We start from the raw sequence: 24,294 nt of genomic DNA on the forward strand, positions 1-24,294 counted from the left end.
CAGGTAGGACAGCAGCCGGCCCGCCTGCTCCCGCAGCGCCACATCGCTCTTCGCCGACACCACCCACGGCACGACCCCACCCGAGGCCGGAGCCGAAGCCTCCTCCGCCACACCGGGTGCCTGCTCGACGATCACATGCGCGTTCGTGCCGCTGATGCCGAAGGAGGACACCGCCGCCCGGCGCGGCTGGTCACCCCCGGGCCACTCCACCGCCTCGGTCAGCAGTCGTACGCCGCTTGCCGACCAGTCCACATGTGGGGTCGGTTCGTCGACGTGCAGGGTCCGCGGGAGCACTCCGTGCCGCATCGCCATGACCATCTTGATCACGCCGGCCACGCCCGCCGCGGCCTGCGTGTGACCGATGTTCGACTTCAGCGAGCCCAGCCACAGCGGCCGGTCGCCGTCCCGTCCCTGGCCGTAGGCGGCGATGAGGGCTTCCGCCTCGATCGGGTCGCCGAGCCGCGTGCCCGTGCCGTGCGCCTCCACGGCGTCGACGTCCGCGGACGCGAGTGCGGCGGCCGCCAGGGCCTGGCGGATGACGCGCTGCTGGGAGGGGCCGTTGGGCGCGGTGAGCCCGTTGGACGCTCCGTCCTGGTTGACCGCGCTGCCCCGCACGACCGCGAGCACGCGGTGGCCGTTGCGCTCTGCGTCGCTGAGCCGCTCCACCAGGAGCATGCCGACGCCTTCGGCCCAGCCCGTGCCGTCCGCGCCCGCCGCGAACGCCTTGCACCGGCCGTCCGCCGACAGGCCGCGCTGGCGGCTGAACTCCACGAACATGCCGGGCGTGGACATCACGGTCACGCCGCCGGCCAGCGCCATCGTGCACTCGCCGCTCCGCAGCGACTGGACGGCCAGGTGCAGGGCCACCAAGGACGACGAGCAGGCCGTGTCCACCGTGACCGCGGGGCCTTCGAGGCCGAACGTGTAGGCCACGCGGCCCGAGGCGACACTGGTCGTCGTGCCGGTCAGCAGGTAGCCCTCGACTCCGTCGACCGGCTCGTGCAGCCGCGGGCCGTAGTCCTGTGCCGTCGCGCCGATGAACACGCCCGCCCGGCTCCCGCGCAGCGTGGCCGGGTCGATGCCGGCCCGCTCGAACGCCTCCCACGCGGTCTCCAGGACGAGCCGCTGCTGCGGGTCGATCGCGGCGGCCTCGCGGGGGCTGATGCCGAAGAAGCCGGCGTCGAACTCGGCCGCCCCGTGCAGGAAGCCGCCGTGCCGCGTCGAGGACTTGCCGGGCGTACCGGGCTCCGGGTCGTAGAGCGCTTCGAGGTCCCAGCCACGGTCCGTCGGGAATCCTGAGACGGCGTCGCCACCGGAGGCGAGCAGCCGCCACAGGTCCTCGGGGGAGCTCACGCCGCCGGGCAGGCGGCAGCTCATGGCCACGATGGCGATGGGTTCGTCGGGGTCGGCCACCGTCGCGGGCTCGGAGGCCGCCGTGCCCCCGCCGCCCTGGGACCGGGCGGCGAGGTGGCGGGCGAGCGCGGCAGGGGTCGGGTGGTCGAACAGCAGCCCGCTGGGCAGGCGCAGGCCGGTGGCCTCGCCGAGCTGGTTGCGCAGTTCCACCGAGCTCAGCGAGTCGAAGCCGAGGTCCTTGAACGTCCACTCTGTGTCGACCTGGCGGGCTTCGGCGTGGCCGAGGACGGCGGCGATGTGTGTGCGGACCAGGTCGAGCGCGGCCTCGGCGCGTTCGGTCTCGGGCAGTCCGGCCAGCCGCCGGCACAGAGGTCCGACGGGTGCACTGTCGGTCTCGGGTACGGCGTCCGGCTGCGGAGCCGCGGGAGTCCGGCCAGTGGCGACGACGGCGGGTGATGTGGTGTCGCCGTCCAGCCAGTACCGCTGCCGTTCGAACGCGTAGGTGGGGAGCGCGACCTTGCGGCGTGCGCCTCGCCCGCCGCCGAACAGGGCGTCCCAGTCCGGCTCCACGCCGTGGACGTGCAGCGAGGCGACCGCGGCCAGCAGCGCCTGCGGCTCGGGGCGGCGGGCGCGCAGGGCGGGGACGAACAGGGAGCCGCTGTCAGCGCCGGTGCGGGCCATGGAGGTGAGCACGCCACCGGGGCCGAGTTCCAGGTAGGCGCGGACGCCCAGCTGGTCGAGGCGGGCGACGCCGTCGGCGAAGCGGACCGCCTCGCGCACGTGGCGGACCCAGTACGCGGGCGTGCGCCCTTCGTACCCCGAGGGCTCCTGGGACAGCCGGCCCGTCACGTTGGAGACGATCGGGATGCGTGGGGCGTGGAAGGTGAGGCCCTCGGCCACGTCTCGGAACTCCGCCAGCATGGGTTCCATGTACGGGGAGTGGAAGGCGTGGCTGACCCGGAGCCGGCTGGTCCTGCGGCCCAGGGCGGCGAAGGCGTCGGCGATCTCGGTGACGAGGTTCTCGTCGCCGGAGACGACGACGGAGTCCGGGCCGTTCAGCGCGGCGATGCTCACGCGGTCCGTGCGGTCGCCGATGCGGCCACGGACCTCGTCCTCCGCGGCCTGGACTGCGATCATGGCGCCGCCGGCGGGCAGCGCCTGCATCAGGCGGCCGCGCGCGGCCACGAGGGCCGAGGCGTCGGCGAGCGAGAGCACACCGGCCACGTGCGCGGCGGCGAGTTCGCCGATGGAGTGGCCCATGAGTACGCCGGGGGTTACACCCCAGCTTTCCAGCAGCCGGAACAGGGCGACCTCGACGGCGAACAACGAGGTCTGCGTGTAGAGGGTCCGGTCGAGTTCGGCCGCTGCCCCGGTGCCTTCGGGGGCGAACATGACCTCGCGCAGCGGCCGCGTCAGCAGGGGGTCCAGGTGGGCGCACACCTCGTCCAGCGCGGTGGCGAACGCCGGGAAGGCCCCGGCCAGTTCGCGGCCCATGCCGGCTCGCTGGCTGCCCTGGCCGGAGAAGAGGAAGGCGAGCTCGCCGTGCGGACCGGTACGGCCCGTGGTGAGCGCGGCGTCGATGCCGCCGGTGGACAGCTCTCGCAGGGCGCGCAGGAAGTCGTCGCGGTCCTCGCCCACGACGACGGCCCGGTGGTCGAAGGCGGTGCGGCCGGTGGCCAGCGACCAGCCGACGTCGGGCAGGGCGAGTCCGGGGTACGCCTCCGCGTGTGCGAGCAGGGCGGCGGCCTGGGCGCGCAGCCCGGATGCGGTCTTGGCGGACAGCGGCCACAGGGTCGGAACCGCGCCCGTACCCGCCTTTCCCGCATCAGCGCCCGTACCCGCCTGCGCATCAGCGCCCGTACCCGCCTGCGCATCAGCGCTCGTACCCGCCGTCGCCCGGTGTTCCGCCAGTACGATGTGGCAGTTGGTGCCGCCCATGCCGAACGAGCTGACGCCGGCGAGCAGCGGGCGGCCGTCCTCGGCGGGCCATTCGCTGTGTTCGGTGTGCACCCGCAGGTTCAGCCGGTCCAGCGGGATCGCCGGGTTCGGCGTCTCGAAGTTGAGGCTCGCGGGCAGTTCACGGTGGTGGAGCGACAGGACCGCCTTGAGCAGGCCGGTGATGCCGGCGGCGCCCTCCAGGTGGCCGACGTTGGTCTTTGCCGAGCCGACCCGCAGCGGGCGGCCGGGTTCGCGTCCCGCACCGAGCACCGCGCCCAGCGCGGCCGCCTCGACGGGGTCGCCGACCTTGGTGCCGGTGCCGTGCAACTCGACGTAGCCGACGTGGGCGGGGTCGGTCCCGGCCCGTTCGTGGGCGAGCCGGAGCACCTGCTCCTGCCCGGACTGCAGGGGTACGGTCAGCCCGTCGCCGCCACCGTCGTTGTTGACGGCACTGCCGCGGATCACGCAGTAGACGGGGTCGCCGTCCGCGACGGCCCGGGCGAGAGGTTTGAGTACGACGATGCCGCCGCCCTCGCCGCGGACGTAGCCGTTCGCGCGGGCGTCGAAGGTGTAGCAGCGGCCGTCGGGGGACAGCCCGCCGAACTTGGCGGCGCCCAGGGTGCTCTCGGGGACGATGTTGAGGTTCACGCCGCCCGCGAGGGCGATCGTCGATTCGCCCTTGCGGAGGCTCTCGCAGGCCAGGTGGACCGAGACCAGGGAGGAGGACTGGCCGGAGTCCACGGTCAGGCTGGGGCCGTTCAGACCGAGGAAGTACGAGACCCGGTTGGCGATGATGCTGCGGTGCAGGCCGGTGACGGTGTGCGGGGAGATGGCCGTGAGTCCGGAGCGGTGGTGCAGGGTCGCGTAGTCGTCCCAGATGGCGCCGACGAACACTCCGGCGCGCGTGGAGCGGAGCGTCTCGGCGCGCACGTGCGCGTCCTCCAGCGCTTCCCAGGCCAGCTCCAGCACGAGCCGCTGCTGCGGGTCCATGGCGGCGGCCTCCTTGGGGGAGAGCCCGAAGAACCCGGCGTCGAAGTGGCCGATGCTCTCGAGGAATCCGCCCCGGCGGATGTCGGTCCTGCCGGGTGCGGACGGGTCGGCGTCACCCACCGCTGCCCCGTCCCACCGGTCCGCGGGGACGTCGGTGATCGCTTCCGCGCCCTCGCTGAGCAGCCGCCAGAAGGCAGCCGGGTCGGCGGCCCCCGGCAGCCGGCACGCCAGGCCGATGACGGCTATGCCATCGGCCGAGTCCGCCGAGGCCGAACCGGCCCGATTCCCCGATCCATTGAGCCCGGACTCGACCATATTGCGCTCCACCCACCCACACAGAGAATGAAAAGGCATCGCACCGCCGCGGCCACGGCACAGGGGATCTGCCCGGCCGGGCGGCAACAAGGTGCGGTGTGACCCCAGTTTCGGCCCCTCGGCCGCGCTGCGCCGCTGCGGCAGATCAGTTTTAGGGGAATCCCCAATGGTCGACGTGCACGAGCATGGAAGGCCGGGGACAGAGCATGGAAGGCCGGGGACATCTCTAAGGAGAACCCTAGGGACAGTTGTGGGAGAACTGCAGCTTATACAAGCCTCCCCCATTCTCTTCCGATGACGAGGTCCCAGGTCTTTCATGGTGGATTTACAAGCAGCCGATAATCAGTCGGCGCAGCCCTTTCCCACGGCGCGCCCCACAGGTTGTCCTTTCGACCCGCCTGCCGCCTTCACGCAAGCGCGCGAGGACTGGCCGATGACTCCGCTGCGGTATCCCGATGGGCACGTCGGCCACCTGGTGACCGGCCTGCAGACCGCGCGGTCCGTGCTCACCGACGCCCGGTTCAGCTCCTTGCCGGCCGGGAAGCGTTCTCCGGTGAAGGTGCCCGGCTCCGAGCTGAGCACCGACGCACTGCCCGCGGGCATGTTCGTCAATATGGACCCGCCCGAGCACACCCGTTACCGCCGGCTGCTGAGCAAGCACTTCACCATCCGTCGTGTACGCGAACTGCGCCCGCGCATCCAGGAGTTGGCGGATCGCCTGCTGGACGGGATGGCGAGCGGGGGCGGACCCGTCGATTTGGTACAGGCCTTCGCCAAGCCCCTGCCGACGCTGGTCACCTCGGAACTTCTCGGGCTGCCGGAGAGGGACCGTGCGCAGTTCGGGCATCACGTCGACGTTCTCTTCAGCCTCTCCAGCAGCGGAGAGGAGATGCAGCAGTCGATGACGGCCCTCGGCGGCATGCTCCACGCCCTGATCTCAGCCGCACGCAAGGATCCGGGCCCGGACATCCTCGGCAGGCTCACCGTGGAGACCGACCTGAACGACGAAGAGCTGCTCGGCATCACGATCGTTCTGCTCATCGCCGGGCTGGAGACCACCACCAACATGCTGGCGCTGGGCACGTACGCCCTGCTTCGCCACCCCGAGCAGCTGGCCGCTCTGCGCGCCGACTGGTCGCTGATCGACGACGCCGTCGAGGAGCTGCTGCGCTATCTCAGCGTGGTGCAGATCGGGCCGATCCGCGTCGCCGCCGAGGACTTCGCATTCGAAGGGCGGTCCATCCGCAAGGGCCAGGTCGTCACGGTGTCGCTGCCCGCGGCCAACCGTGACCCGCTGGGCTTCGAAGACCCCGACACCTTCGACATCCGTCGCGGCACGACCCGGCACGTGGCCTTCGGCAGCGGCCCCCACCAGTGCATGGGTCACCACTTGGCCCGCCTGGAACTCGCCATCGGCTACGAGTCGCTGCTCCGCCGCTTTCCCCGACTGGAGCTCGCCGTACCGGCCCAGGAGATCGGCACCCGGGAGATGATGGTGACGTACGGCGTCCTAGAGCTGCCCGTACGGTGGTGAGAGGACGCCGGTGATGAGGATCGAGATCGACAAGAACCTCTGCTGCGGCGCAGGCACCTGTGTGCTCGCCGCCCCTGCTGTCTTCGACCAGGACGACGACGGCACGGTGGTCCTGCTCCACGCCACCCCCGGCGCCGAGCAGCGGGCGGCGGTGCAGGAGGCCGCCGAGCGGTGCCCGACGGGGGCCATCACATACCTATGACCGCGGCGCTCTCGAAGGAGCTCTCGGCATCGCCGCCGCAGCCGCGCGCACGACCGGAGCGAGCACGGCACTGCAGGGCGTGGCCGACCGGATCCACGGGCCCACCTGCGCCTGCTGCCATGTGACGCCGTCTTCCCGGCGTCCGATGCCGACCTGTCGGTCGCGGCGTGCGAGATGCCCTCGTACCGCCGGTGACCCGGTCGCACGACTGCTCGCAGCCCGTGCAGGAACCGGCCGTCGGCGGGAGCGGGCAGGATCTGGCGGCGGACGGTCCCGCGGCCGCCACCAGGCCCGCGACACTGCACACGGTTGTCGAGGCCGCGCCCGGAATCGTCCGACCGGCCGGTCCGACGAGGGGGCCGAGAAGCGCCGGACGCACGGTTGCGTGCGCCGCACGGACGGTTCGGGCCGGCATCGTCGTCCTCAAGGTTGGTCGGCGGGACCACACCGCGAGGCAGTCGGCGTCGTACCTGTCCGCCGACGGCGACGGTCAGGCGGGCACGGCGACAGTCAGGGGGCGCTCACATACTCCTGGTCCACGGCGTGCACGCTCCTTGTCATCTCATCCCGGTGCGCGTTCAGAGCCGGGCGACGATCAGGGCGACGTCGTCGCGGCCGCCGCTGGCCACGCCGAGGCGCGCCAGAACGGTGTCGGCCAGCTGTTCGGTGTCAAGTTGAGCGCACTCGCCGATCACGTCGATCAGGCGGCCCAGGCCGGCGTCGATGTCCTCGCCCCGGCGTTCGATGAGCCCGTCGGTGTACAGCACGAGCGTGTCGCCGGGTCTGTAGGAGGCGCTCGCCTGGGGGCGGGGGACGTGCTGCGGACGGGTGCCGAGCGGTGGATCGGTGGCCTGGTCGAGCAGCTCCCTGTGGCCGTCGGGACTGACGAGCACCGGCGGTGGGTGGCCCGCACTGCTGTAGGTGATGAGACGGCTGCGGGTGTCGACGATCGCCTTGACGGCGGTGGTGCCGAGGGCCCCCTCGATGGACCGGGAGTACAGACCGAGCACTTCCAGAGCTTGGGCGGGTCGTTCCAGGGCGCGGATGGCGGCGGACAGGGCGCTGCGGAGCATGCCCATGACGGCTGCGGCTTCGAGGCCGTGGCCGATGACGTCGCCGACCGCGAGGGCGAGCCGGTCGGGCGGGATGTCGACGACGTCGTACCAGTCGCCGCACACGTTGAGGGAGCCGGTCGCGGGCAGGTAGCGCACCGCGACATCGCGGTGACGGGCCAGGTCAGGGGCATGCAGCATGGCCTGTTGCAGGGTGACGGCGACCTCTCGTTCGCGGGTGTGGGCCTGGCGCAGTTCGTCGTTCAGCCGCTGCAGCTCGCGTGCCCGGGCATACAGCTCGGCCTCGAGCACCTGGGTCTCGTCCAGGCGTTCGCTCACCAGAGCGGCGGCGGGGTGGGCGGCCCGGTGTGCCTTGACGAACGCGGTGACGTCCTCGACCCGGTGAATGATGTAGGTCACCTGGCCGTACGGGCCGAGAACCGGGGTGTTCACCGGGGACCACCAGCGCTCCTCGAACACCCCTGGCCTGCTCATGACGGGGATGTCGTACTTCTGCAACGCCATCGTGTCGGGCTCGTGCGTGGCGAGGACCCGGTGCAGGGAAGCGCCGAGGTTGCGGACCCCGTCGGCCTCCGGGTCGGCGGGGTTGTCGGGGAACGCGGCGAAGATGTGCCGGCCGAGCAGGTCCTCCCGGGTGCGGGCGGTGGCCGCCATATAGGCCTGGTTCACATCCACGATGACCAGGTCCGGACCCAGCACCAGGTAAGGGCTCGGTGTGGCGGCGAACAGCGCCGCGTGGTCGACCTGCAGCTCCACCGGCAGAACTCCCTTCCCGCCCCCAGGGCTCCATCCTCAATCTAGGCTCCGTCCTCCGGCCTCGCCCGCCCTCGCAGCCGCATCGACGGCGTGTGCCCGGCCGAGAGCCCGCGCCGGGGCCGGAGCCCTCCGCACGCCGTCGCGCCACACGGGCAGCCGTCCCACGTCCGAGCGCAGAGCGGCCTGCCCTCCGGGCGACTTCTCTCCCGCGCCTCGGGACCTGGCCGGGCTGGGTACCGGCGAGGACCGCCGGCGCAGCCGATTCGCCCGGTGTGGTACGCAAAGGGTCGGCGATCATGGCGCCTTGCCCGGGTGCGGTTCATTGCCCGAGTCCGGCTCCTCGCCCCAGTCCGGCTCCTCGCCCCAGTCCGGCCGGGCAGGCCGGTGGCCAAGCCGTCGGGCGGCCGGAGGCACGTCTGGCGACTACCCGACCCTTCGCACCGCGGCCTCGGTCAGGGTGGTCGCGGTGTGTACGGCGCTGGCGACGGCCTGCTCGGGATCGAGCCCGCACAGATCGGTCAGGGTGAAGAGCGCCTCGGCGCTCACCGCCACCGCGAGGTCCCGTTTGAGTTGGGTGAAACCGTCCGGATCCGCCGCCCCGAGGGTGCGTTCGAGCGGCAGGAGCGCATGGTCGATCAGGCCGAAGCGGATGCCCGGACGCGTGGACCCTGCCTCGGGCTGGGTGATGGTGGCCGCGATCATGGCTCGCACCGCGCCCTGGCGGGCGAGTATGCCCCGCAGCAGGAACTCGCAGGCGAAAGCGATCCGTTCGACGGGGTCGGCGGAATCGGCGACCGGCGCCAAGGCGTCGGCCGGCGGCGGCCAGACACCGGCCAGGGCCTCGCCGATCAGCGAAGGAAGGTCGGGGAAGTACCGGTAGGCGGTGGCTTCCGAGACCAGGGCCGCGCGGGCGACCCGAGGCATGGTCACCTCGGCGCCCGAGCCGATGAGCTCGCGCGCGGCCGCCACGATCGCCGTGCGCGTGCGCTGCTTCTGATTCGTGCGACCGGTGCCCGGCTGCGCCGCCATCCTGAGACCTCCCCATGTAAGCGCACCACCATATTAACACTTGGCTCTTTTCATGAGAGCGCACTTGCATGATGAGAGCATGACTGCATATCTTCATGAGAGTCAGCCCTCACGAAGGAGGCAGTCTTGAGTGACGTTTCCCTGGTCGGCCCCGACGACGGCGAGACCATCCGGCTGGGCCGCACGCGGATGCGCATCCTCGAGGACGGCAGCACCACCGAACACCGCCTCGGGATCGGGGAGATCACCCTCGCCCCGCACACCGAGGGCCCGCCACAGCACCGCCATGCCCAGCACGACGAAGGGTTCTACGTCGTCTCCGGCACCGTCCACTTCACCATCGGGGACACCACCCACGCGGCCCCGGCCGGCACGCTCGCGATGATCCCGCCCGGCGCACCGCACACCTTCGCCAACCTGGGCGACACGCCTGCGGTGATGCTGAACACCTTCACTCCCGACCTGTACGTGCAGTACTTCCGGGACCTGCGGGACATGATCGCCTCCGGCCGGGAACCGACCCCGGAGTCGACCGTCGCGGTGATGAGCCGCTACGCCACCGTTCCCGCCACCGACTTCGCCTGATGTCTCGTCCTGCGCCCCACCGCCCCCCTCCGACGTGGCCCGTGGCCACCTCCCCTTCCAGGAGCAGCGAATGACCGACAGCACCCACACCCTGGCGCTCGACCAGGGCGCGCTCGACATCTCCGTCGGCGTCGACGGTGAGCAGGGGCGTCCCTTCCTGCTCCTGCACGGAGGCGGCGGCCCGCAGACCGTCACCCCGTTCGCCGGACTCCTCGCCGATCAGCGGCCGGCCCGGGTGTTCACCCCCGTCCACCCCGGCTTCGGCGGCACCGCCCACCCCGACTGGCTGACCGACGTCCGCACCCTGGCCCAGGTCTACGCACGACTGCTCGACACGCTCGATCTGCGGGACGTGACCGTCGTGGGCAACTCCATCGGGGGCTGGATCGCCGCCGAACTGGCCGCACTGGGCAGCGACCGGATCAGCAGTGTCGTCCTGGTCAACGCAGTCGGGATCCGGGTCCCCGGCCACCCGATCGCCGACACGTTCTCCTTGACACCCGTGGAGTTGTCCCGGCTCTCCTTCCACGACCCCTCGAAGTTCCACTTCGACCCGAGCACGTTCACCGAGGCCCAGCGCGCGGTCATGGCCGCCAACCGTGCGGCGCTGCAGGTGTATGCGGGACCGCACGACATGGCTGATCCCACCCTCGTCGAACGCCTGGCCGAGATCACCCGCCCGACCCTCGTCGTGTGGGGCGCGAGCGACCAGGTCGTCGACGCCGACTACGGACGGGCGTACGCCGGGGCGATACCCGACGCGGAGTTCCGTCTGCTGGACGGCACCGGCCACCTCCCCCAGACGGAGACCCCCGAGAAACTCCTGCCCGTCCTCTGGGACTTCGCCGACGCCCACGCCGCCGGCCGGTCGCGGCACTGACGCAGGCGAGAACGGCCCGCCTCCCGGAACCCGTGTGCCGCAGACCGCCGTTGGTTCCGACCGCCCGCTGCACGCATGTGTTGCTCGCGCCGGACGCGAGCCCCTCAGGGCACCTGCGGGCCGAACGGGGGCTGGGCCGGATCTGCGCCGCGGCCGGTGTCAGGCGGTCGGGCGCCTCGTCCGTCGGGCCGAGTGCGCCGACCAGCGCCCGTCGCGCCGGGTCACCGTGATGTCACGGCCGAAGCACGCCGTCAGGTGTGCGTCGGTGAGCACCTCGGCGACCGGCCCCCGGGCGACGACTCGGCCCTCCTGCAACAGCAGGGCATGGCCGATCGCCGGGGAGAGCTCTTCCAGGTGATGAGTGACCGTCACGGTGGCCAGTCGCGGGCGCCCTTCGGCCAGCTGGAAGAGAGCCTCGACGAGGTCCTCCCGGGACGGCAGGTCCAACGCGTTGAAAGGCTCGTCCAGAAGCAGCAGCGCCGGGTCGGCCATCAGCGCCCTGGCGATCAGGACGCGAGCCCGCTGCCCGCCCGAGCACACCCCGTACGGCCGGTCGGTCAGCTCTTTGACACCCAGCTCGAGCAGGAGCGTGTGCGCCCGCTCCCGGACCTCGTCGCCGTACATCCGCCACAGCGGCTGAACGGTACCGGTGTGTCCGGTCAGCACCACGGCGTGGGCCGTCAGGTCCTCGGGGACCCGCTGGGCGGTGCCGACATGCCCGATCCGGGCACGCAGGTCACGGACGTCCACCCGGCCCAGCCTGCTGCCGAGGACGTCGACACTGCCGGTCGTGGGGTGCATCAGGGCACCGAGCAGCCGCAGCAAGGTGGTCTTTCCGGCACCGTTGGCCCCGAGAAGCGCCCAGTGCTCCCCGGGCCGGACCGTCCAGTCGACCCCGCCGAGAATCAGGTGGTCGCTCGTCTGCCGGCGAACGACGACATCGCGGAGACCGACGACGGCCGCCCTGGGGTCCTCCTCATGCTCCGCAGCCTGACTGGTCATCCGGGGCACCTCTCATCCTCGGGCCGGCGTCCGCGCCGAGGATAGATGCACGGACCACACAGTCGTCGAGGCGTCCAGAGTGTGAACCACCGTTCTCAGTCATCGCCGGCCGTTCCACGGTGACGGAAGAAATCCGCCCACGCCTGCCGCTGGATCTCGTCGGGGTCCGCGAGGAGTTTCTCCAGGGGCTCCGCTGCCTTTGAGGAGGGAGCGGGCAACTGGACGAGGGTGTCGTAGAGGTACTCGCAGGCTTCGGCCTCGGTGGGGAAGCGCCGGATCACGCTGTCCTGGGAGCGTTGCCGCAGCCCGACGGCCCAGGCGTCCGCCTCACGGCGCAGGAAGTAGAAGGCGTCCGGTTGCACGGGCACGTCGTGGACACCGGCGATCTCGTAGAACGCCTCGGGAATGCCCGACTCGCGGAGCCTTTCGACGAGTTCTTCGCTGTCCATCGGGTCCGTTCCGTCGCCTGCCTCAGAGGTGGCCCGGCCGGGAGGTACCGAGGCCACCTTGGGCATGGTCGCGTCAGGCGGGCAGCTCGACCAGTTTGTGTTCCTTGGCGAGCGTCGGGATGTTCTGCGCCGTCACGTACTGCAGTCCCAGGCCGGGTTGGTCGAACCAGGGCCGGATCGGGCCGGCCTCGACGGTGAACGGCTTGAGGATCCGGTAGAGGTGATAGCTGTACGCGCAGTTCTCGACGTACTGGTCGAGGTTGCTCGGCGGGATCGCTCGCTTGGCGTACGGCGTGCCCGCGGGGGCGAGGAAGTTGCCGAGACCGCTGCCGAAGAGGTCGACCAGCTGGCCCTTGCGGAGCGTCACCGGGTGCTCGACCGGCTTGCCGTTCTTCAGGACGAAGCCTTGGTTGTCGGGGTACCACCAGCCCGGCTTCCCCGTCGTGAGGTCCGTCTGCCAGTAGCACGCGAGGAACCGCTTGGCGGATGTGTGGTCGGTGCGCTGGTAGCCCTTCAGCATCTTGCCCAGAGCCCCTGTCCGGGGCAGGTACCTGGGTCCCAGCCGCCAGTCGTCGAGGTAGTAGGGCTGGTACTGCGTCGTCGGAGCGGTATTGGTCCCGCGGGTGCGGTGCGTGGTCGGGCAGTGGGCCTTGTGTCCTGCATGGGGGCCGTGGTCGGCGTGGGCTGTGGCCGGTGCGCCGCCGATCAGCAGGAGAAGCGAGGCGACAGCGCTCCCCACCAAGGCGCGTGGTACGCGCATTCGGTGTCCTTTCACTTCGGGCGCCAACCGGGCGCCGCGTGAAGCGGCGGGCGGCTGGTTTCGACGACCGCCTGCCCGCCTCATCGTGGTCCAGGGCCCATTTCAGGCGTGGCATATGCCTGTGCGGGGAAGGCGTCGCGGACAGTCACCCGATCCGATGAGCACATTTCCTCGGACGGACGATGACGTGCGGCGAGTGCCGTACAGGGCACCGAGACATCAGCGCACGGTGCGGGCCGCAGCCGGCCGAGGCGGTCGTCACCACCACGGCCGGCGACCACGGCGGCGCTCACTTCCGCCCCTGGTCGACAGCATCCCGCCCGTGGCCGGAAATCCGGCCGTCGACGTCACCGACCCGAGGCCGACCGAGCCGGCCGCCGGTCCCGTACGGCGCTTCACCCGCACCGGGCTGGGCACCCTGCACGCGCTGGGCGCCGGGTCCGAGCCGGGCCCTTGCACAGCGGTGGGCGGTGGATTCGCGGGTGGCACCCGGAGGAGCCGGACGGATCCGAAGGCCAACGGCCGCCCCTCTTCCACGGATTCGTGGCCGCCCGCGGCGAGATGACCCCACGCGGCCGGAGCCCCGTACCCGGGGTGCCGGGGCTCCGGCCGCGCGACGGTCGGACGCACCGGGCCTGCCGAGCCGTGGAAGCAGGTCTTCGAACGTCGACCTCCACGTCGCCGACGCGGTACGGCGCCGTCGGCTTCCCGGCGAGGGCCGGTGACGCCGTTCGAGTCCGAGCCGCACTCATGTACCGGTTTTCGCGGCGGTGATCGGTATCGTCCGCCCCAGCGGGTCTGCAGCACGACGGCCCACGAGGAGGAGGGTCGCCATGGCGGATCGCGCGCAGGGAACGCCGCCCGACGACGGATTCCTGGCCCGTACGGCGGAGCGCGGGCAGCCGAGCGCCCATGACGCGGTGCGTCTCGCCCTGGTGATCGGTGCCCTCGGTGTGGTCTTCGGCGACATCGGGACCAGCCCGATCTACACCCTCCAGACCGTGTTCAACCCGAGCGATCCGCACCCCGTCCCCGTCACCACCCAGAACGTGTACGGGGTGGTGTCGCTGGTGTTCTGGTCAGTGATGATCATTGTGACGGTCACGTATGTGCTGCTGGCGATGCGCGCCGACAACGACGGCGAGGGCGGCATCATGGCGCTGATCACCCTCGTACGGCGGTGGGGCTCACAGCGGAGCCGGCGGGTGACGGCCGCGCTGACCGCGCTGGGCGTCTTCGGCGCCTCGCTGTTCTTCGGCGACAGCATGATCACCCCGGCGATCTCGGTGCTGTCCGCGGTCGAGGGGCTCAAGGTCGTCCAGCCGTCGCTGGGCACCGCGGTCGTACCGATCACGGCGCTGATCATCGTGCTGCTCTTCCTGGTCCAGCGTCGGGGAACCGCGGCGGTGGGCCGGGTGTTCGGGCCGGTCATGATCGCCTGGTTCCTGGCCATCGGCGCCTGCGGTGTCGCCGGCATCGCCTCCCACCCGGCGATCCTCCGGGCCCTGTCACCCACCTACGCCCTGGGTTTCCTGTTCGGCCATTTCGGCACCGCCTTCTTCGCCCTGGCGGCGGTCGTGCTCGCGGTCACCGGCGCGGAGGCGCTCTACGCCGACATGGGGCACTTCGGCCGCCGGTCCATCACCCGCGCCTGGCTGTTCTGCGTCTTCCCCGCGTGCATCCTCAGCTACTTCGGCCAGGGCGCCCTGATCCTCGCCGACCCGCACAACATCAGCAGCCCCTTCTTCCTGCTCGTGCCCCACTGGGGCCGGTGGCCGATGGTCCTGCTGGCCACGGCGGCCACCGTCATCGCCTCCCAGGCAGTGATCACCGGCGCGTACTCGGTCACCTCCCAGGCCGCCCAGCTCGGCTACCTGCCCCGGCTGCGGATCGCGCACACCTCCGAATCCACCATCGGCCAGATCTACGTCCCCTGGATCAACTGGCTGCTCATGGTCTCGGTCCTCACCCTGGTCTTCGCCTTCCGCAGCTCCACCGCACTCGCCTTCGCGTTCGGCATGGCGGTCACCGGCACCATCACCATCACCACCCTGCTGTTCTTCTACGTCGCCCGCGCCAAGTGGGGCACGCCCAGGTGGCTGATCGGCATCGGCGCAGCCGTGCTCCTCTTCGTGGACCTGCTGTTCGTGGCGGCCAACATGACCAAGTTCGTCCACGGAGCGTGGCTGCCGCTGCTGATCGGCATCACCGCGTTCACCGTCATGACCACCTGGCAACGCGGCCGCGAACTCGTCACCGCCGAACGGGCACGGATTGAAGGCCCGCTGCCCGAGTTTGTCGACGAACTCCGCTCGGGCAAGGTGGCGACGCTCCGGGTCCCCGGCACGGCCGTCTTCCTCAACCGGGGCAAGCAGACCGCGCCCCTGGCCATGCGCGCCAACGTCCAGCACAACCACGTCCGGCACGACCAGGTCGTGATCCTCTCCCTCGAGACCCAGCCCGTGCCCCGCGTCCCGGCCGACCGGCGGGTCGTCGTCGACGACCTCGGTTACGCCGACGACGGGATCATCCACGTCACCGCCCGGTTCGGCTACATGGACACACCGGACGTGCCCGGCACCCTGGCCATGCTCGAACCGGCGCAGACCGAGGGACCGTTGCAGCTCGACCAGGCGTCCTACTTCCTGTCGAAGATCGACCTCCGGCGCGGCACGTCACCGACGCTGGCGCCCTGGCGCAAGCGACTGTTCATCGCCACCTCCTACATCACCGCAGACGCCGCCGAGCACTTCGGCCTCCCCCGCGACCGCACGGTCATCATGGGCTCGCACATCGAGGTGTAGGCCCGCCGGTCGCCGTAGGAGCGGCCGGTGACGTGGGCGGCGCCGCGGACGGGGGTGTGCGGCGTTTCGCCGGACCGTCGGCGGGAAACCCGGCTTCGCCCATCGGGGGACTCGCGACACGGCCCGCCGGACGCGGGGTCGTCGAGGGAAGGACCCGCGCATGGCATACGACGAGCCGCCCAGCACGGCCCTGGTGACCGGGGCGTCGTCCGGAATCGGCGCCGAGTACGCCGCCCGGCTGGCCCGGCGGGGCTGGGACCTGGTGCTGGTCGCCCGGCGCGCCGAACGGCTCGACGCCTTGGCGGGACGGCTGCGCGAGGAGACCGGGGCCGCGGTGGAGCCGATGGTGGCCGACCTGGCGCAGTCGTCCGGCCTCGCCCGGGTCACGGAGCGCGTCGCCGAAGCGGACGTGGGGCTGCTGGTGAACAACGCGGGGATCAACGGGTACGGGCCCTTCGCCGAGGCCGATTCCGCCCTGCTCACCAAGGTGGTCGAGGTGAATGTCGTGGCGCCGACGGTGCTGACCCGTGCCGCCGTCCCCCGGATGGTGACGCGCGGCCGTGGTGCGATCGTCAATGTCGCCTCGCTGCTGGCCTTCGCGGGCGGCCTGCCGCCCGGTCCGCTCCCCCACCGGGCCGTCTACGGGGGCACCAAGGGGTACCTGGTGACGTTCACCAGGACCCTCGCCGCCGAGCTGGGGGACACGCCGGTGCACGTCCAGGTCGTCTGCCCCGGGCTCACCGCCACCGAGTTCCACCTCGGCACGGGCGAGGCTCCCGTCGCCGGCGAGGCACGGGTGCACGACGAGGGCGGCATGCCGGCCGCCGACGTGGTCACCGCGTCCCTCGCCGCACTGGACACCCGGGAAGTGGTGTGCGTGCCGGGCCTGTCCGACCCCGGCGCCGTGACCCGACTGGCCGACGCGGAACTCGCCCTGCGCAACGGCTCCGGCGCCGGCTTGGCCCCCCGCTACCGCCCTGCGGAGCGCCCGTACGGCTGAACCCGCAACCCGGCGGCCCCCGGGAGATTGGGACGCTTGCCCTGGCGGCGGTCCCCGGATCCCATCGGCGTGGCGAGCCGGCCACCCGGCCGGCGGCCCTGCCAGACCGGCATGCCGCCGTCGACGGGAACGCGGCCGCCCACGGGTGAAGGGACCCGGTCGCCGGTTCAGGACGGGGACGCCCGCCTGCGCCTCCGCACCAGCAGCAGGGCGGCGGCGCCCAGTGCGAGGACCCCGGCGCCCGCACCCGCCCACAGGGCGGCCGGTGATCCGTCCCGGCCACCGTGGCCGACGGACCCCTGAGTGACGGTGAGGTAGCCCGTCCTCGTCACCCGCCCCTGGTGGCTGACGACGGTGACGGGGTAGGAGCCGGGCCTCAGGCCGGGCCTGATCCGCGCCGGACCCCAGAAGACCGGGTCCTCCTCCTCATGGCCCTTGACGACGTCGAACGTGAGCTTGGCCGGGGCCTGGAACGCGGGCGAGGTCGCGGTCATCCGCTCCTCCTCTCCGGGATCCGGGTTCGCGTCCTGCCACCTGACGTACACCGTCCTGCCCGCCGGGATCGCGAAGCCCTTGGCCCGGGCGCTGAACACGTAACCCTCCTTCCCGAAGAACGCGGGGCCCCTGGCCTTGCCCAGATAGTCGTCGTCACCGGGGCGGGCCGAGCGCACCTTCAGCGGAGCCTCGGCCCTCCTCCTCCCGTGGGCGTCGGTCACCCACACGGGGTAGGTCCCGTCCTTGAGCGTGCGCCGCAACGGCACGTCGAGGGCATGGAACGTGCGGGTGTTGTTCCAGGACTTCTTGTCGTGGGCGAGGCGGACCGGGGAGGTGAATGCCGCGCAACGGACCGTGAAGGAGGTACCGGTCTCCCCGGGGTACAGGTCGTCGAAGAACAGGTTCACCTTGACGCCCGGCCGGGCGTTGCCGCCTGAGTCCACCTCGATGGACGGACGCCTCGGCGGCTTGACCTCGATGGTGTCACGGGCCACGACCTTGCCTCGGGCCTTGACGACGAGTGGATACGTTCCGGGCCTGGCCGACGCCGGGATGGGCGCCCTGGTGCCTTCTCCGCCGGTGTCCCGCGCAGGGTCGCCCAGCCGGATCGGAGCCGCGAAGACCGGCGACTCGGCGACCAGGTGCACGCCCGGCTTCGTGTCGTAGTTGAGCACGTCGATACCGATGGCCTCGCCGGGGCGCGGGCCCGCGAACGCCTGGCTGATCGTCGGAGGGTCCTGGGCGGCCGCGGCCGGCCGGGCCAGGCCTCCACAACTCAGCACTCCACCGCATACGCCGACGGCCACGATGCACTGCCAGCTCGCCCGCATGGCGCCCCCTCTCTCGCTCACCGAGGAAGAGGGAAAGAGCGACGCGGCGGTTGTCCGTCATCGGCCGTCCGCACCGGGGCGGGCCTGTCGTTTTAGAGAGAACTTTTAGAGAGAACACAGAGCTTCCGGCTGCTGGCGCCGGCGTACGCCCGGCGCTACACCAGTTATGCCATGTCCAGTTATGCCATGGCCATGACAGAACCTGGCCGCCGCCAGGTTCCCCGGTCCGAGGAGTGACCCCCATGAACTTCTCCCTGGTACAGACGTTCCGCACCGGGCGCCCCGTCGTGCAGGCCATGTTCCGCCCGGTGAGCGGTTTCCTCTCCTCGTAACGCCCCCAGAAGGAAAGGAAGTTCTGGCACCGGCCGCAGGCACGAGAGCCCCTCCCGTCGGCGAGGGGCTCTCACGTGTGCCCTGCGGGCCGGAAGTCGCCCGCACACAGGGCCTCACCCCGGGAAGCCGGTGCGCATGGCCCCGCCGGGCGGACGGGTGCACGCCGGGCCTGCCGCCCGGCAAGGGTTCCGTTCAGCGCCCCGGAGCAACGGTCCGCACCGGCGGGCAGCCGGGCGCCTTCGCGCACCGCCGGGTCAGCTCGTCCCCCTTCGGGATTCCGCCGGGCCGGCCCTGCGCCGCAGAGAACAGAACGCCCCCCGCGACCCGTTGACGACTCTCCTGCGCGCCCCTACATTGCGGTCGCAGCCGTCGAAATGAAACGTTTCAATCACCCGCGACTGCCCACATCACTGCTCCGCATCGCTGCGGACATGTCAGCGGCACTGCACCGGCTCACCGCCCACCCGCCGCACCGGCTCACCCCCCACCCGCCCCGCATTCCGGCGGCCAGAGAGAAGGAGTACGGCCTTGAACAGTGACGCAACGCATCACAGAGCTCCGGCCCGGGCCGAAGCAGACCGCAGCCGTCCCAGCAGGCGATCCTTCCTCAGTACCGGCTCGGGCGTCGCGGTCGGCGTCGTGGCCGCCGGCGTGCTGTCGCCTCAAGGTGCCGCGGCAGCGGACGCGCGCACTGCCGCCCCCGTGCCCGTCGGCCTGACGAGTGCCCACTGGATCTGGCATGCCGAGGGCGATCCCCGCGTCACCGCTCCCGCCGCCTTCCGGTACTTCCGCACGACCTTCGACGTCCCGGCGGGCAACGCCAGTGACGCCCGACTCCTCATCACCGGTGACGACACCGTGGATGTCTGGCTGAACGGGCAGCACCTGGCTGCTTCCGCCCGCACCACGGACTCATGGCAGAACGCGCTCTACGTGGACCTGAGTCCCGCGCTCACCGCCGGGGGCAACACGATCGCGGTCGCCTCCCGGAACAACGGCGGACCGGCCGGGCTCCTGGGCTACGCCCACGTCACGACGGACAGCGGCACGGCCGACTTGATCACGGACGGCAGTTGGCGGTCGGCGCAGACCGTCCCCGCAGGGTGGGAGAAGCCCGCCTTCGACGACTCCGGCTGGTCGGCCGCCGTGGACCTGGGCGCCTACGGCATCTCCCCGTGGTACTCCGACGTCACCGTCCCCGATCTCCCGGCGGCGTCGCCGCTGAGCGTCACGGGCCTCACCGTCGAGCACCAGACCACTCCTGTGGGGGTTGACGTTGCTCAGCCGCGGTTCGGCTGGACCCTGCAGTCCACGACGCCTCAGCAGCACCAGGCGGCCTACCAGATCCAGATCTCCTCGACCAGCGCTCCCACCGGCGACGTCTGGGACAGCGGACGCGTCCCTTCGGCCCAGCAGATCGACATCGCCCCCAACGGATCCTCGCTGAGCAGCCTCAGCCGGTACTACTGGCGGGTGCGCGTATGGGACACCCACGCCCGGTCAAGCGCCTGGAGCGACCCGCAGTGGTTCGAGACCGGCTTGCTCGACTCGGCCGGCGAATGGCGCGGAGCCTTCGTCGGGCAGGCCCCTGCACCGAACTTCGCGGGAGCGAGCTGGATCTGGTACCCGGAAGGGAGCCCGGCGTCCTCGGCACCGGCCGGCACCCGTTACTTCCGTCGCACTCTCACACTCGCCGGTGCCCCGTCCAGCGCTCTCCTGGCCATCACCGGCGACGACACGGCCGACGTCTGGGTCAACGGCGTCCTGGTCAGCTCCTCGCCGAGGGTCGGTGACTCCTGGCAGAGCGCCGCTCTCATCGACCTCACCTCGCACCTGACGGCCGGCGCCAACACCCTCGCGGTCTCCTGCACCAACACCAGCGTCTCCCCCGCCGGCCTGCTCGCCAAGCTCATCCTGCCGGCCGGTCAGGTCGTCAACAGCGACGCCTCCTGGAAGGTCTCCCGGTCCGGGCCGACGGGCTGGAACACCACGGGCTTCGACGACAGCGCCTGGACCACGGCGATGCCCGTCGCGCCGGCCGGGAGCGGCCCATGGGGCGTCCACGTGCGAGTGACCACACCCGCGCCCATGCTCCGCAAGCGCTTCACTGTCTCACAACCCGTCACCTCCGCCCGGCTCCTGACGACCGCGCTGGGTCTGCACGAAACGCGCCTGAACGGCGCCAGGATCGGCTCCGAGGTCCTGGCGCCGGGCTGGACCGACTACAAGAAGCGTCTGCAGTACAAGGTCTTCGATGTGACCTCCCACATCCAGCAGGGCGCCAACGCCCTTGCGGCCTGGCTGGGCAACGGCTGGTACAGCGGCAGCATCGGCTTCGCCGGCACCGGGCTCTACGGATCGCAGCCCTGGTACTCCGCCCAGCTGCTGCTCACCTTCGCCGACGGCTCCACCCGGACCATCGCCACGGACAGCAGCTGGAAGACCACCACCGGAGCGATCAGGACCGATGACCTGTACAACGGCGAGACCTTCGACGCGCGTCTGGACATCGCCCACTGGGACGACGCCGACTTCGACGACACTTCTTGGGCCGCCGTCACCGTGGCGTCGTTCTCTCCGCCCGTCCTGGTGTCCCAGGTCGACGCCGGCGTCACCGTGCAGGCGGAGTTGTCGCCCACAGCCATCAGCCAGCCGCAGCCCGGCGTGTGGATCCTGGACCTCGGGCAGAACTTCGCGGGCTGGAACCGGCTGTCACTGACCGGCCCGGCGGGCACCACGATCACGATGCGACACGGCGAAGTCCTCAACCCCGACGGCACTCTCTACACCGCCAACCTGCGCAAGGCCCAGGCAACAGACCGCTTCGTCCTCGCCGGCACCGGCTCCGCCGAGACGTACGAGCCCCGGTTCACCGTCCACGGCTACCGCTACGTCGAGCTCACCGGGCTCCCCGCCGGCGTCGTCCCGACGAAAAGCACGCTCACCGGCCGGGCCGCCTGGACCAATGCGGACCGGCTCGGCACGTTCACCGCCTCGAACCCACTGCTCGACAAGCTTCAGCACAACATCACGTGGGGCCAGCGCAGCAACATGCTCTCCCTCCCCACGGACTGCCCCCAGCGCGACGAGCGGCTCGGCTGGACAGGAGACATCGCCGCCTTCTGCGCCACCTCCACATTCAACCTGGACACTCACCGGTTCCTGGCCAAGTTCGTCGACGACCTGGTCGACGACCAGCAGTCCAGCGGAGCCTTCACCGACGTCGCACCGGCCGTGACAAGCGGGTCCGGCACGGCCGGCTGGGGCGACGCAGGCGTGATCGTCCCGTACACCCTGTGGCAGCGCTTCGGGGACGTACGCATCGTGGACCGGCACTTCCCTGCGTTCACGCGCTGGGTCGACTACCTGCACAACACCGCGGGCAGCAACCTGATCCGCAACCAGCAGACGTACGGCGACTGGCTCAACGTCGGCGACGAAACACCCCACGACCTCGTCTGCACCGCGTACTTCGCCTGGGCCGCCCGCCTGGTGGCGCGGATGGCCGAAGCCACCGGCCGTGCGGCCCAGGCCACCTCCTACGGGCAGTTGGCCGACCGGACGGCAGCCGCCTTCGCGGGCCGCTACATAGGACCGGACGGCTCCATCGGCACCAACACCCAGACCGGGTACGTGCTCGCGCTCGCCTTCGGCCTGGTGCCCACCGCCCTCGTCCAGCGGGCCGCGGACAAACTCGCCGCCAAAGTCGCAGCCTGCAACGGGCATCTGACCGTCGGCTTCCTCGGGGTGGAGAACCTCCTGACCGTCCTGGCGGACAACGGCCACCCGGATGTCGCCTACGACATCCTGCTCCAGACCGACTACCCCGGCTGGGGTTACATGATCGACCGGGGCGCCACCACCATCTGGGAGCGCTGGGACGGCATCCGCACCGACGGCTCCTTCCAGGACCCGGGCATGAACTCCTTCAACCACTACGGCCTCGGCTCCGTCGGTGACTTCCTGTACCGGTACGTCGCCGGGCTGAGCCCGGCCGCCCCGGGCTACCGGGCCCTGCGCATCGCCCCCCGGCCCGGCGGCGGACTGACCTCGGCCTCGGGTACCTACCGGACACCGTTCGGGACCGCCGAAAGCAGCTGGTCCGTCTCGGGAGGCACGGTGACGCTCAACGTCACCGTGCCCGTGAACGTCACCGCAACCGTGGTCGTACCCACCTCGCAGCCCGGTTCGGTCGACGCTCCCCCGCAGGCCGTGCCGGCCGGCACCGCCACATACCACCTTCCTGCCGGCAACTACACCTTCACCGCGGCGACCTGAATCCGTCCCAGGACCGGGGCTGGGCGCTCATCCGGCTCAGCCCCTCCTGCACCACCGGTGGAAAAAAATAGTAGCCATGTACATAGTAGCCATGTACTGTATTCGCCATGAGCAAGGATCTCGAAGGAGCCACGCCCGGCTTCCTGGTGTGGCGGTTGTCGATGAAGTGGCGCGTCGCCGTGGACCGGGCGGTGGCCCCGCTGGGGCTGACCCACGCGCAGTACGCACTGGTGGCGTCGCTCCACGGCATGCACCGCTCCGGCCTGCGCCCCAGCCAGCGACTCCTCGCCGACCACACCGGACTGGAGGCGCTCTACGTCTCCAAGCTGGCCCGCGCCCTGGAGTCGGCCGGCCTGGTGGAACGCACCCGGGACCCCGCCGACCCGCGCGCGGTGCAACTCGCGCTCACCGAACGGGGAGGCGAGGTGACCCGGAAGGCGATCGACGTGGTCCAGGGGCTGCTGCGGCAGCTGCTGGCACCCCTCGGCGGACCCGGGAGTCCGCGCGCCCGGGAGTTCACCCGGGAACTGACGATCCTGCTCGACGCACCACTCGACCCGTTCGGCACCACCGACCACGAGACGGAGCAGTCATGACCACCACCGCCCCCCTCGCCGACCCCCGCACCATCGCCCTCGCCCACTACGCCTCGCGCGCCGTCCTGGAGCGCACACTGGCCCCCTACGGCACCACTTTCCTGCAGAACGTCACCCTGCGGCTCGTCGCCGTCTCGGACGGTCCGCTCGAGCGGGCGGCGCTGGCCGACGGCGTCACCGGCGCGGTGAAGGTCGATGCGGCGGAAGCGCACGGGGTGATCGACGAGCTGATCGCCACTGGGCTGCTCGTGGCAGCGGACTCATCCCATGTGGACATCACCGACGCGGGCCGGGAGCTGTACGCCAGGACATCCGCCGAGGTGGGACCGGTGTCGGCCAGGATCTGGGCCGGCATCCCGGACGAGGACCGCGCCGTGGCCGGCCGGGTACTCGCCCTGGTCGCCGAGCGGGCCGACGCGGAGCTGGCCGCGCTGGAGAGCCGCCAGGGCTAGAAAGGGACCGGGTGCGCGGGAAGCCCCGAGCGGCCTGCAGATAGTGGAATATTGAACGAACGCGTTCCGTTGTGGCCGTCGAAGGAGGTCACGAGTGGAGGCGCAGGTGGAGACCACGTACTACGGCCACGGCACGCCGGCCGAGCGCTGGGAGCGCGCGCAGCAGTTCTTCGACGCGAAGGACTACGCGAGCGCGGCGCGGGTGCTGACCGGGCTGGTCGAGGAGGTGCCGGAGCAGACCGGGCCGCGGCTCCTGCTGGCCCGTGCCTACTACCACTCGGCCCAACTGCGCAACGCGGAAGCCGAGTTGCGGGTCATCGTGGAGCGCGACCCGGTCGAGCACTACGCCCGGCTGATGCTGGGGCGAACGCTGCAGCGGCAGGCCCGGCACGCGGAGGCGGAGCCGCATCTGCGGATCGCCTCGGCGCTCGCGGGCGACTTCCCGCAGGAGTGACGCCGCACGGCGTGGGCCCGGTTCCCGGCAGGGAGCCGGGCCTTCGGCACGCCCGGACACGGTGAAGCCCCGGCTCTTGCAGATAGCTCCCCGCCGTGCCGCCGCCGAGCCGGTCGGGGCCGGTGTGGCCGCCTCGTAGGCGCGGCGGGCTCGATCCGGGGCGGTTCCGCGGGCGGGCCGAACCGG

The 24,294-nt window shown here is 71.4% G+C and carries 17 protein-coding genes; 10 read left to right on the forward strand and 7 right to left on the reverse strand.

The window, feature by feature from the left end; genetic code table 11:
- Nucleotides 1–4,596: beta-ketoacyl synthase N-terminal-like domain-containing protein (locus ABZ919_RS00005; protein ID WP_361240289.1), on the reverse strand; the 4,596-nt coding region annotated here is incomplete at its 3' end.
- A 433-nt stretch (nt 4,597–5,029) separates the two neighbouring features.
- On the opposite strand from ABZ919_RS00005, the gene ABZ919_RS00010 reads away from it, so the two are divergent.
- The gene (locus ABZ919_RS00010; RefSeq protein ID WP_361240292.1) at nt 5,030–6,130 is read left to right on the forward strand and encodes a cytochrome P450; all 1,101 of its coding nucleotides are present in this window, start codon (nt 5,030–5,032) and stop codon (nt 6,128–6,130) included.
- A 13-nt stretch (nt 6,131–6,143) separates the two neighbouring features.
- Complete coding sequence (locus tag ABZ919_RS00015; protein ID WP_361240295.1) at nt 6,144–6,332, forward strand: ferredoxin; 189 nt, start codon at nt 6,144–6,146, stop codon at nt 6,330–6,332.
- Between the two features lie 578 nt (nt 6,333–6,910).
- Here the strand turns inward: ABZ919_RS00015 and ABZ919_RS00020 are convergent.
- Nucleotides 6,911–8,161 (reverse strand): SpoIIE family protein phosphatase, encoded by a 1,251-nt coding sequence (locus ABZ919_RS00020; protein WP_361240298.1) that lies wholly within the window; start codon nt 8,159–8,161, stop codon nt 6,911–6,913.
- A 423-nt stretch (nt 8,162–8,584) separates the two neighbouring features.
- Nucleotides 8,585–9,190, reverse strand: coding sequence for a TetR/AcrR family transcriptional regulator (locus ABZ919_RS00025; RefSeq protein WP_361240301.1), 606 nt, complete (start codon nt 9,188–9,190; stop codon nt 8,585–8,587).
- Between the two features lie 126 nt (nt 9,191–9,316).
- Between ABZ919_RS00025 and ABZ919_RS00030 the strand changes: the two genes are divergently transcribed.
- Together ABZ919_RS00030 and ABZ919_RS00035 are read left to right on the forward strand one after the other, a co-directional pair.
- Nucleotides 9,317–9,775: a cupin domain-containing protein gene (locus ABZ919_RS00030; RefSeq protein ID WP_361240305.1), complete on the forward strand. Its 459-nt coding sequence runs from the start codon at nt 9,317–9,319 to the stop codon at nt 9,773–9,775.
- A 70-nt stretch (nt 9,776–9,845) separates the two neighbouring features.
- A complete protein-coding gene (locus ABZ919_RS00035) occupies nt 9,846–10,655 on the forward strand; it encodes an alpha/beta hydrolase (RefSeq protein ID WP_361240308.1) in 810 nt (269 codons plus the stop codon).
- A gap of 159 nt (nt 10,656–10,814) precedes the next feature.
- Here ABZ919_RS00035 and ABZ919_RS00040 read toward each other — a convergent pair whose 3' ends face one another.
- From ABZ919_RS00040 to ABZ919_RS00050, 3 genes are all read right to left on the reverse strand, one after another.
- On the reverse strand, nt 10,815–11,657 hold the full coding sequence (locus ABZ919_RS00040; RefSeq protein ID WP_361240311.1) for an ATP-binding cassette domain-containing protein: 843 nt from the start codon (nt 11,655–11,657) through the stop codon (nt 10,815–10,817).
- A 95-nt stretch (nt 11,658–11,752) separates the two neighbouring features.
- Entirely contained in the window at nt 11,753–12,106 is a 354-nt protein-coding gene (locus ABZ919_RS00045; protein ID WP_361240314.1) for a hypothetical protein, read from the reverse strand.
- Nucleotides 12,107–12,179: 73 nt separating this feature from the next.
- Nucleotides 12,180–12,866, reverse strand: a complete 687-nt coding sequence (locus ABZ919_RS00050; protein ID WP_361240317.1) for a TNT domain-containing protein — start codon at nt 12,864–12,866, stop codon at nt 12,180–12,182.
- Nucleotides 12,867–13,699: 833 nt separating this feature from the next.
- Here ABZ919_RS00050 and ABZ919_RS00055 point away from each other — a divergent pair.
- Entirely contained in the window at nt 13,700–15,670 is a 1,971-nt protein-coding gene (locus ABZ919_RS00055; protein WP_361240320.1) for a potassium transporter Kup, read from the forward strand.
- 160 nt (nt 15,671–15,830) lie between these two features.
- Nucleotides 15,831–16,670, forward strand: coding sequence for an SDR family oxidoreductase (locus ABZ919_RS00060; RefSeq protein WP_361240323.1), 840 nt, complete (start codon nt 15,831–15,833; stop codon nt 16,668–16,670).
- A 167-nt stretch (nt 16,671–16,837) separates the two neighbouring features.
- Here ABZ919_RS00060 and ABZ919_RS00065 read toward each other — a convergent pair whose 3' ends face one another.
- Nucleotides 16,838–18,016, reverse strand: coding sequence for a hypothetical protein (locus ABZ919_RS00065; protein ID WP_361240326.1), 1,179 nt, complete (start codon nt 18,014–18,016; stop codon nt 16,838–16,840).
- 840 nt (nt 18,017–18,856) lie between these two features.
- On the opposite strand from ABZ919_RS00065, the gene ABZ919_RS00070 reads away from it, so the two are divergent.
- The 4 genes from ABZ919_RS00070 (at nt 18,857) to ABZ919_RS00085 (ending at nt 24,108) form a co-directional block, all read left to right on the forward strand.
- Entirely contained in the window at nt 18,857–22,606 is a 3,750-nt protein-coding gene (locus ABZ919_RS00070; RefSeq protein WP_361240329.1) for a family 78 glycoside hydrolase catalytic domain, read from the forward strand.
- A 107-nt stretch (nt 22,607–22,713) separates the two neighbouring features.
- Entirely contained in the window at nt 22,714–23,202 is a 489-nt protein-coding gene (locus tag ABZ919_RS00075) for a MarR family transcriptional regulator (RefSeq protein WP_361240332.1), read from the forward strand.
- Complete coding sequence (locus tag ABZ919_RS00080; RefSeq protein ID WP_361240335.1) at nt 23,199–23,654, forward strand: MarR family winged helix-turn-helix transcriptional regulator; 456 nt, start codon at nt 23,199–23,201, stop codon at nt 23,652–23,654. The genes ABZ919_RS00075 and ABZ919_RS00080 overlap by 4 nt, the downstream gene beginning before the upstream one ends.
- A 106-nt stretch (nt 23,655–23,760) precedes the next feature.
- Entirely contained in the window at nt 23,761–24,108 is a 348-nt protein-coding gene (locus tag ABZ919_RS00085) for a tetratricopeptide repeat protein (RefSeq protein ID WP_361241750.1), read from the forward strand.
- Nucleotides 24,109–24,294 lie beyond the last annotated feature (186 nt).

The organism is Streptomyces sp. NPDC046759, from assembly GCF_040645475.1.
GTDB lineage: Bacteria > Actinomycetota > Actinomycetes > Streptomycetales > Streptomycetaceae > Streptomyces.

What these genes read in the sequence shown, in the direction of transcription:
- ABZ919_RS00010 (WP_361240292.1), top strand. Translation starts at nt 5,030, where the DNA reads ATGACTCCGCTGCGGTATCCCGATGGGCACGTCGGCCACCTGGTGACC.
- ABZ919_RS00015 (WP_361240295.1), top strand. Translation starts at nt 6,144, where the DNA reads ATGAGGATCGAGATCGACAAGAACCTCTGCTGCGGCGCAGGCACCTGT.
- ABZ919_RS00025 (WP_361240301.1), bottom strand. Translation starts at nt 9,190, where the DNA reads ATGGCGGCGCAGCCGGGCACCGGTCGCACGAATCAGAAGCAGCGCACG.
- ABZ919_RS00035 (WP_361240308.1), top strand. Translation starts at nt 9,846, where the DNA reads ATGACCGACAGCACCCACACCCTGGCGCTCGACCAGGGCGCGCTCGAC.
- ABZ919_RS00040 (WP_361240311.1), bottom strand. Translation starts at nt 11,657, where the DNA reads ATGACCAGTCAGGCTGCGGAGCATGAGGAGGACCCCAGGGCGGCCGTC.
- ABZ919_RS00045 (WP_361240314.1), bottom strand. Translation starts at nt 12,106, where the DNA reads ATGGACAGCGAAGAACTCGTCGAAAGGCTCCGCGAGTCGGGCATTCCC.
- ABZ919_RS00050 (WP_361240317.1), bottom strand. Translation starts at nt 12,866, where the DNA reads ATGCGCGTACCACGCGCCTTGGTGGGGAGCGCTGTCGCCTCGCTTCTC.
- ABZ919_RS00055 (WP_361240320.1), top strand. Translation starts at nt 13,700, where the DNA reads ATGGCGGATCGCGCGCAGGGAACGCCGCCCGACGACGGATTCCTGGCC.
- ABZ919_RS00060 (WP_361240323.1), top strand. Translation starts at nt 15,831, where the DNA reads ATGGCATACGACGAGCCGCCCAGCACGGCCCTGGTGACCGGGGCGTCG.
- ABZ919_RS00075 (WP_361240332.1), top strand. Translation starts at nt 22,714, where the DNA reads ATGAGCAAGGATCTCGAAGGAGCCACGCCCGGCTTCCTGGTGTGGCGG.
- ABZ919_RS00080 (WP_361240335.1), top strand. Translation starts at nt 23,199, where the DNA reads ATGACCACCACCGCCCCCCTCGCCGACCCCCGCACCATCGCCCTCGCC.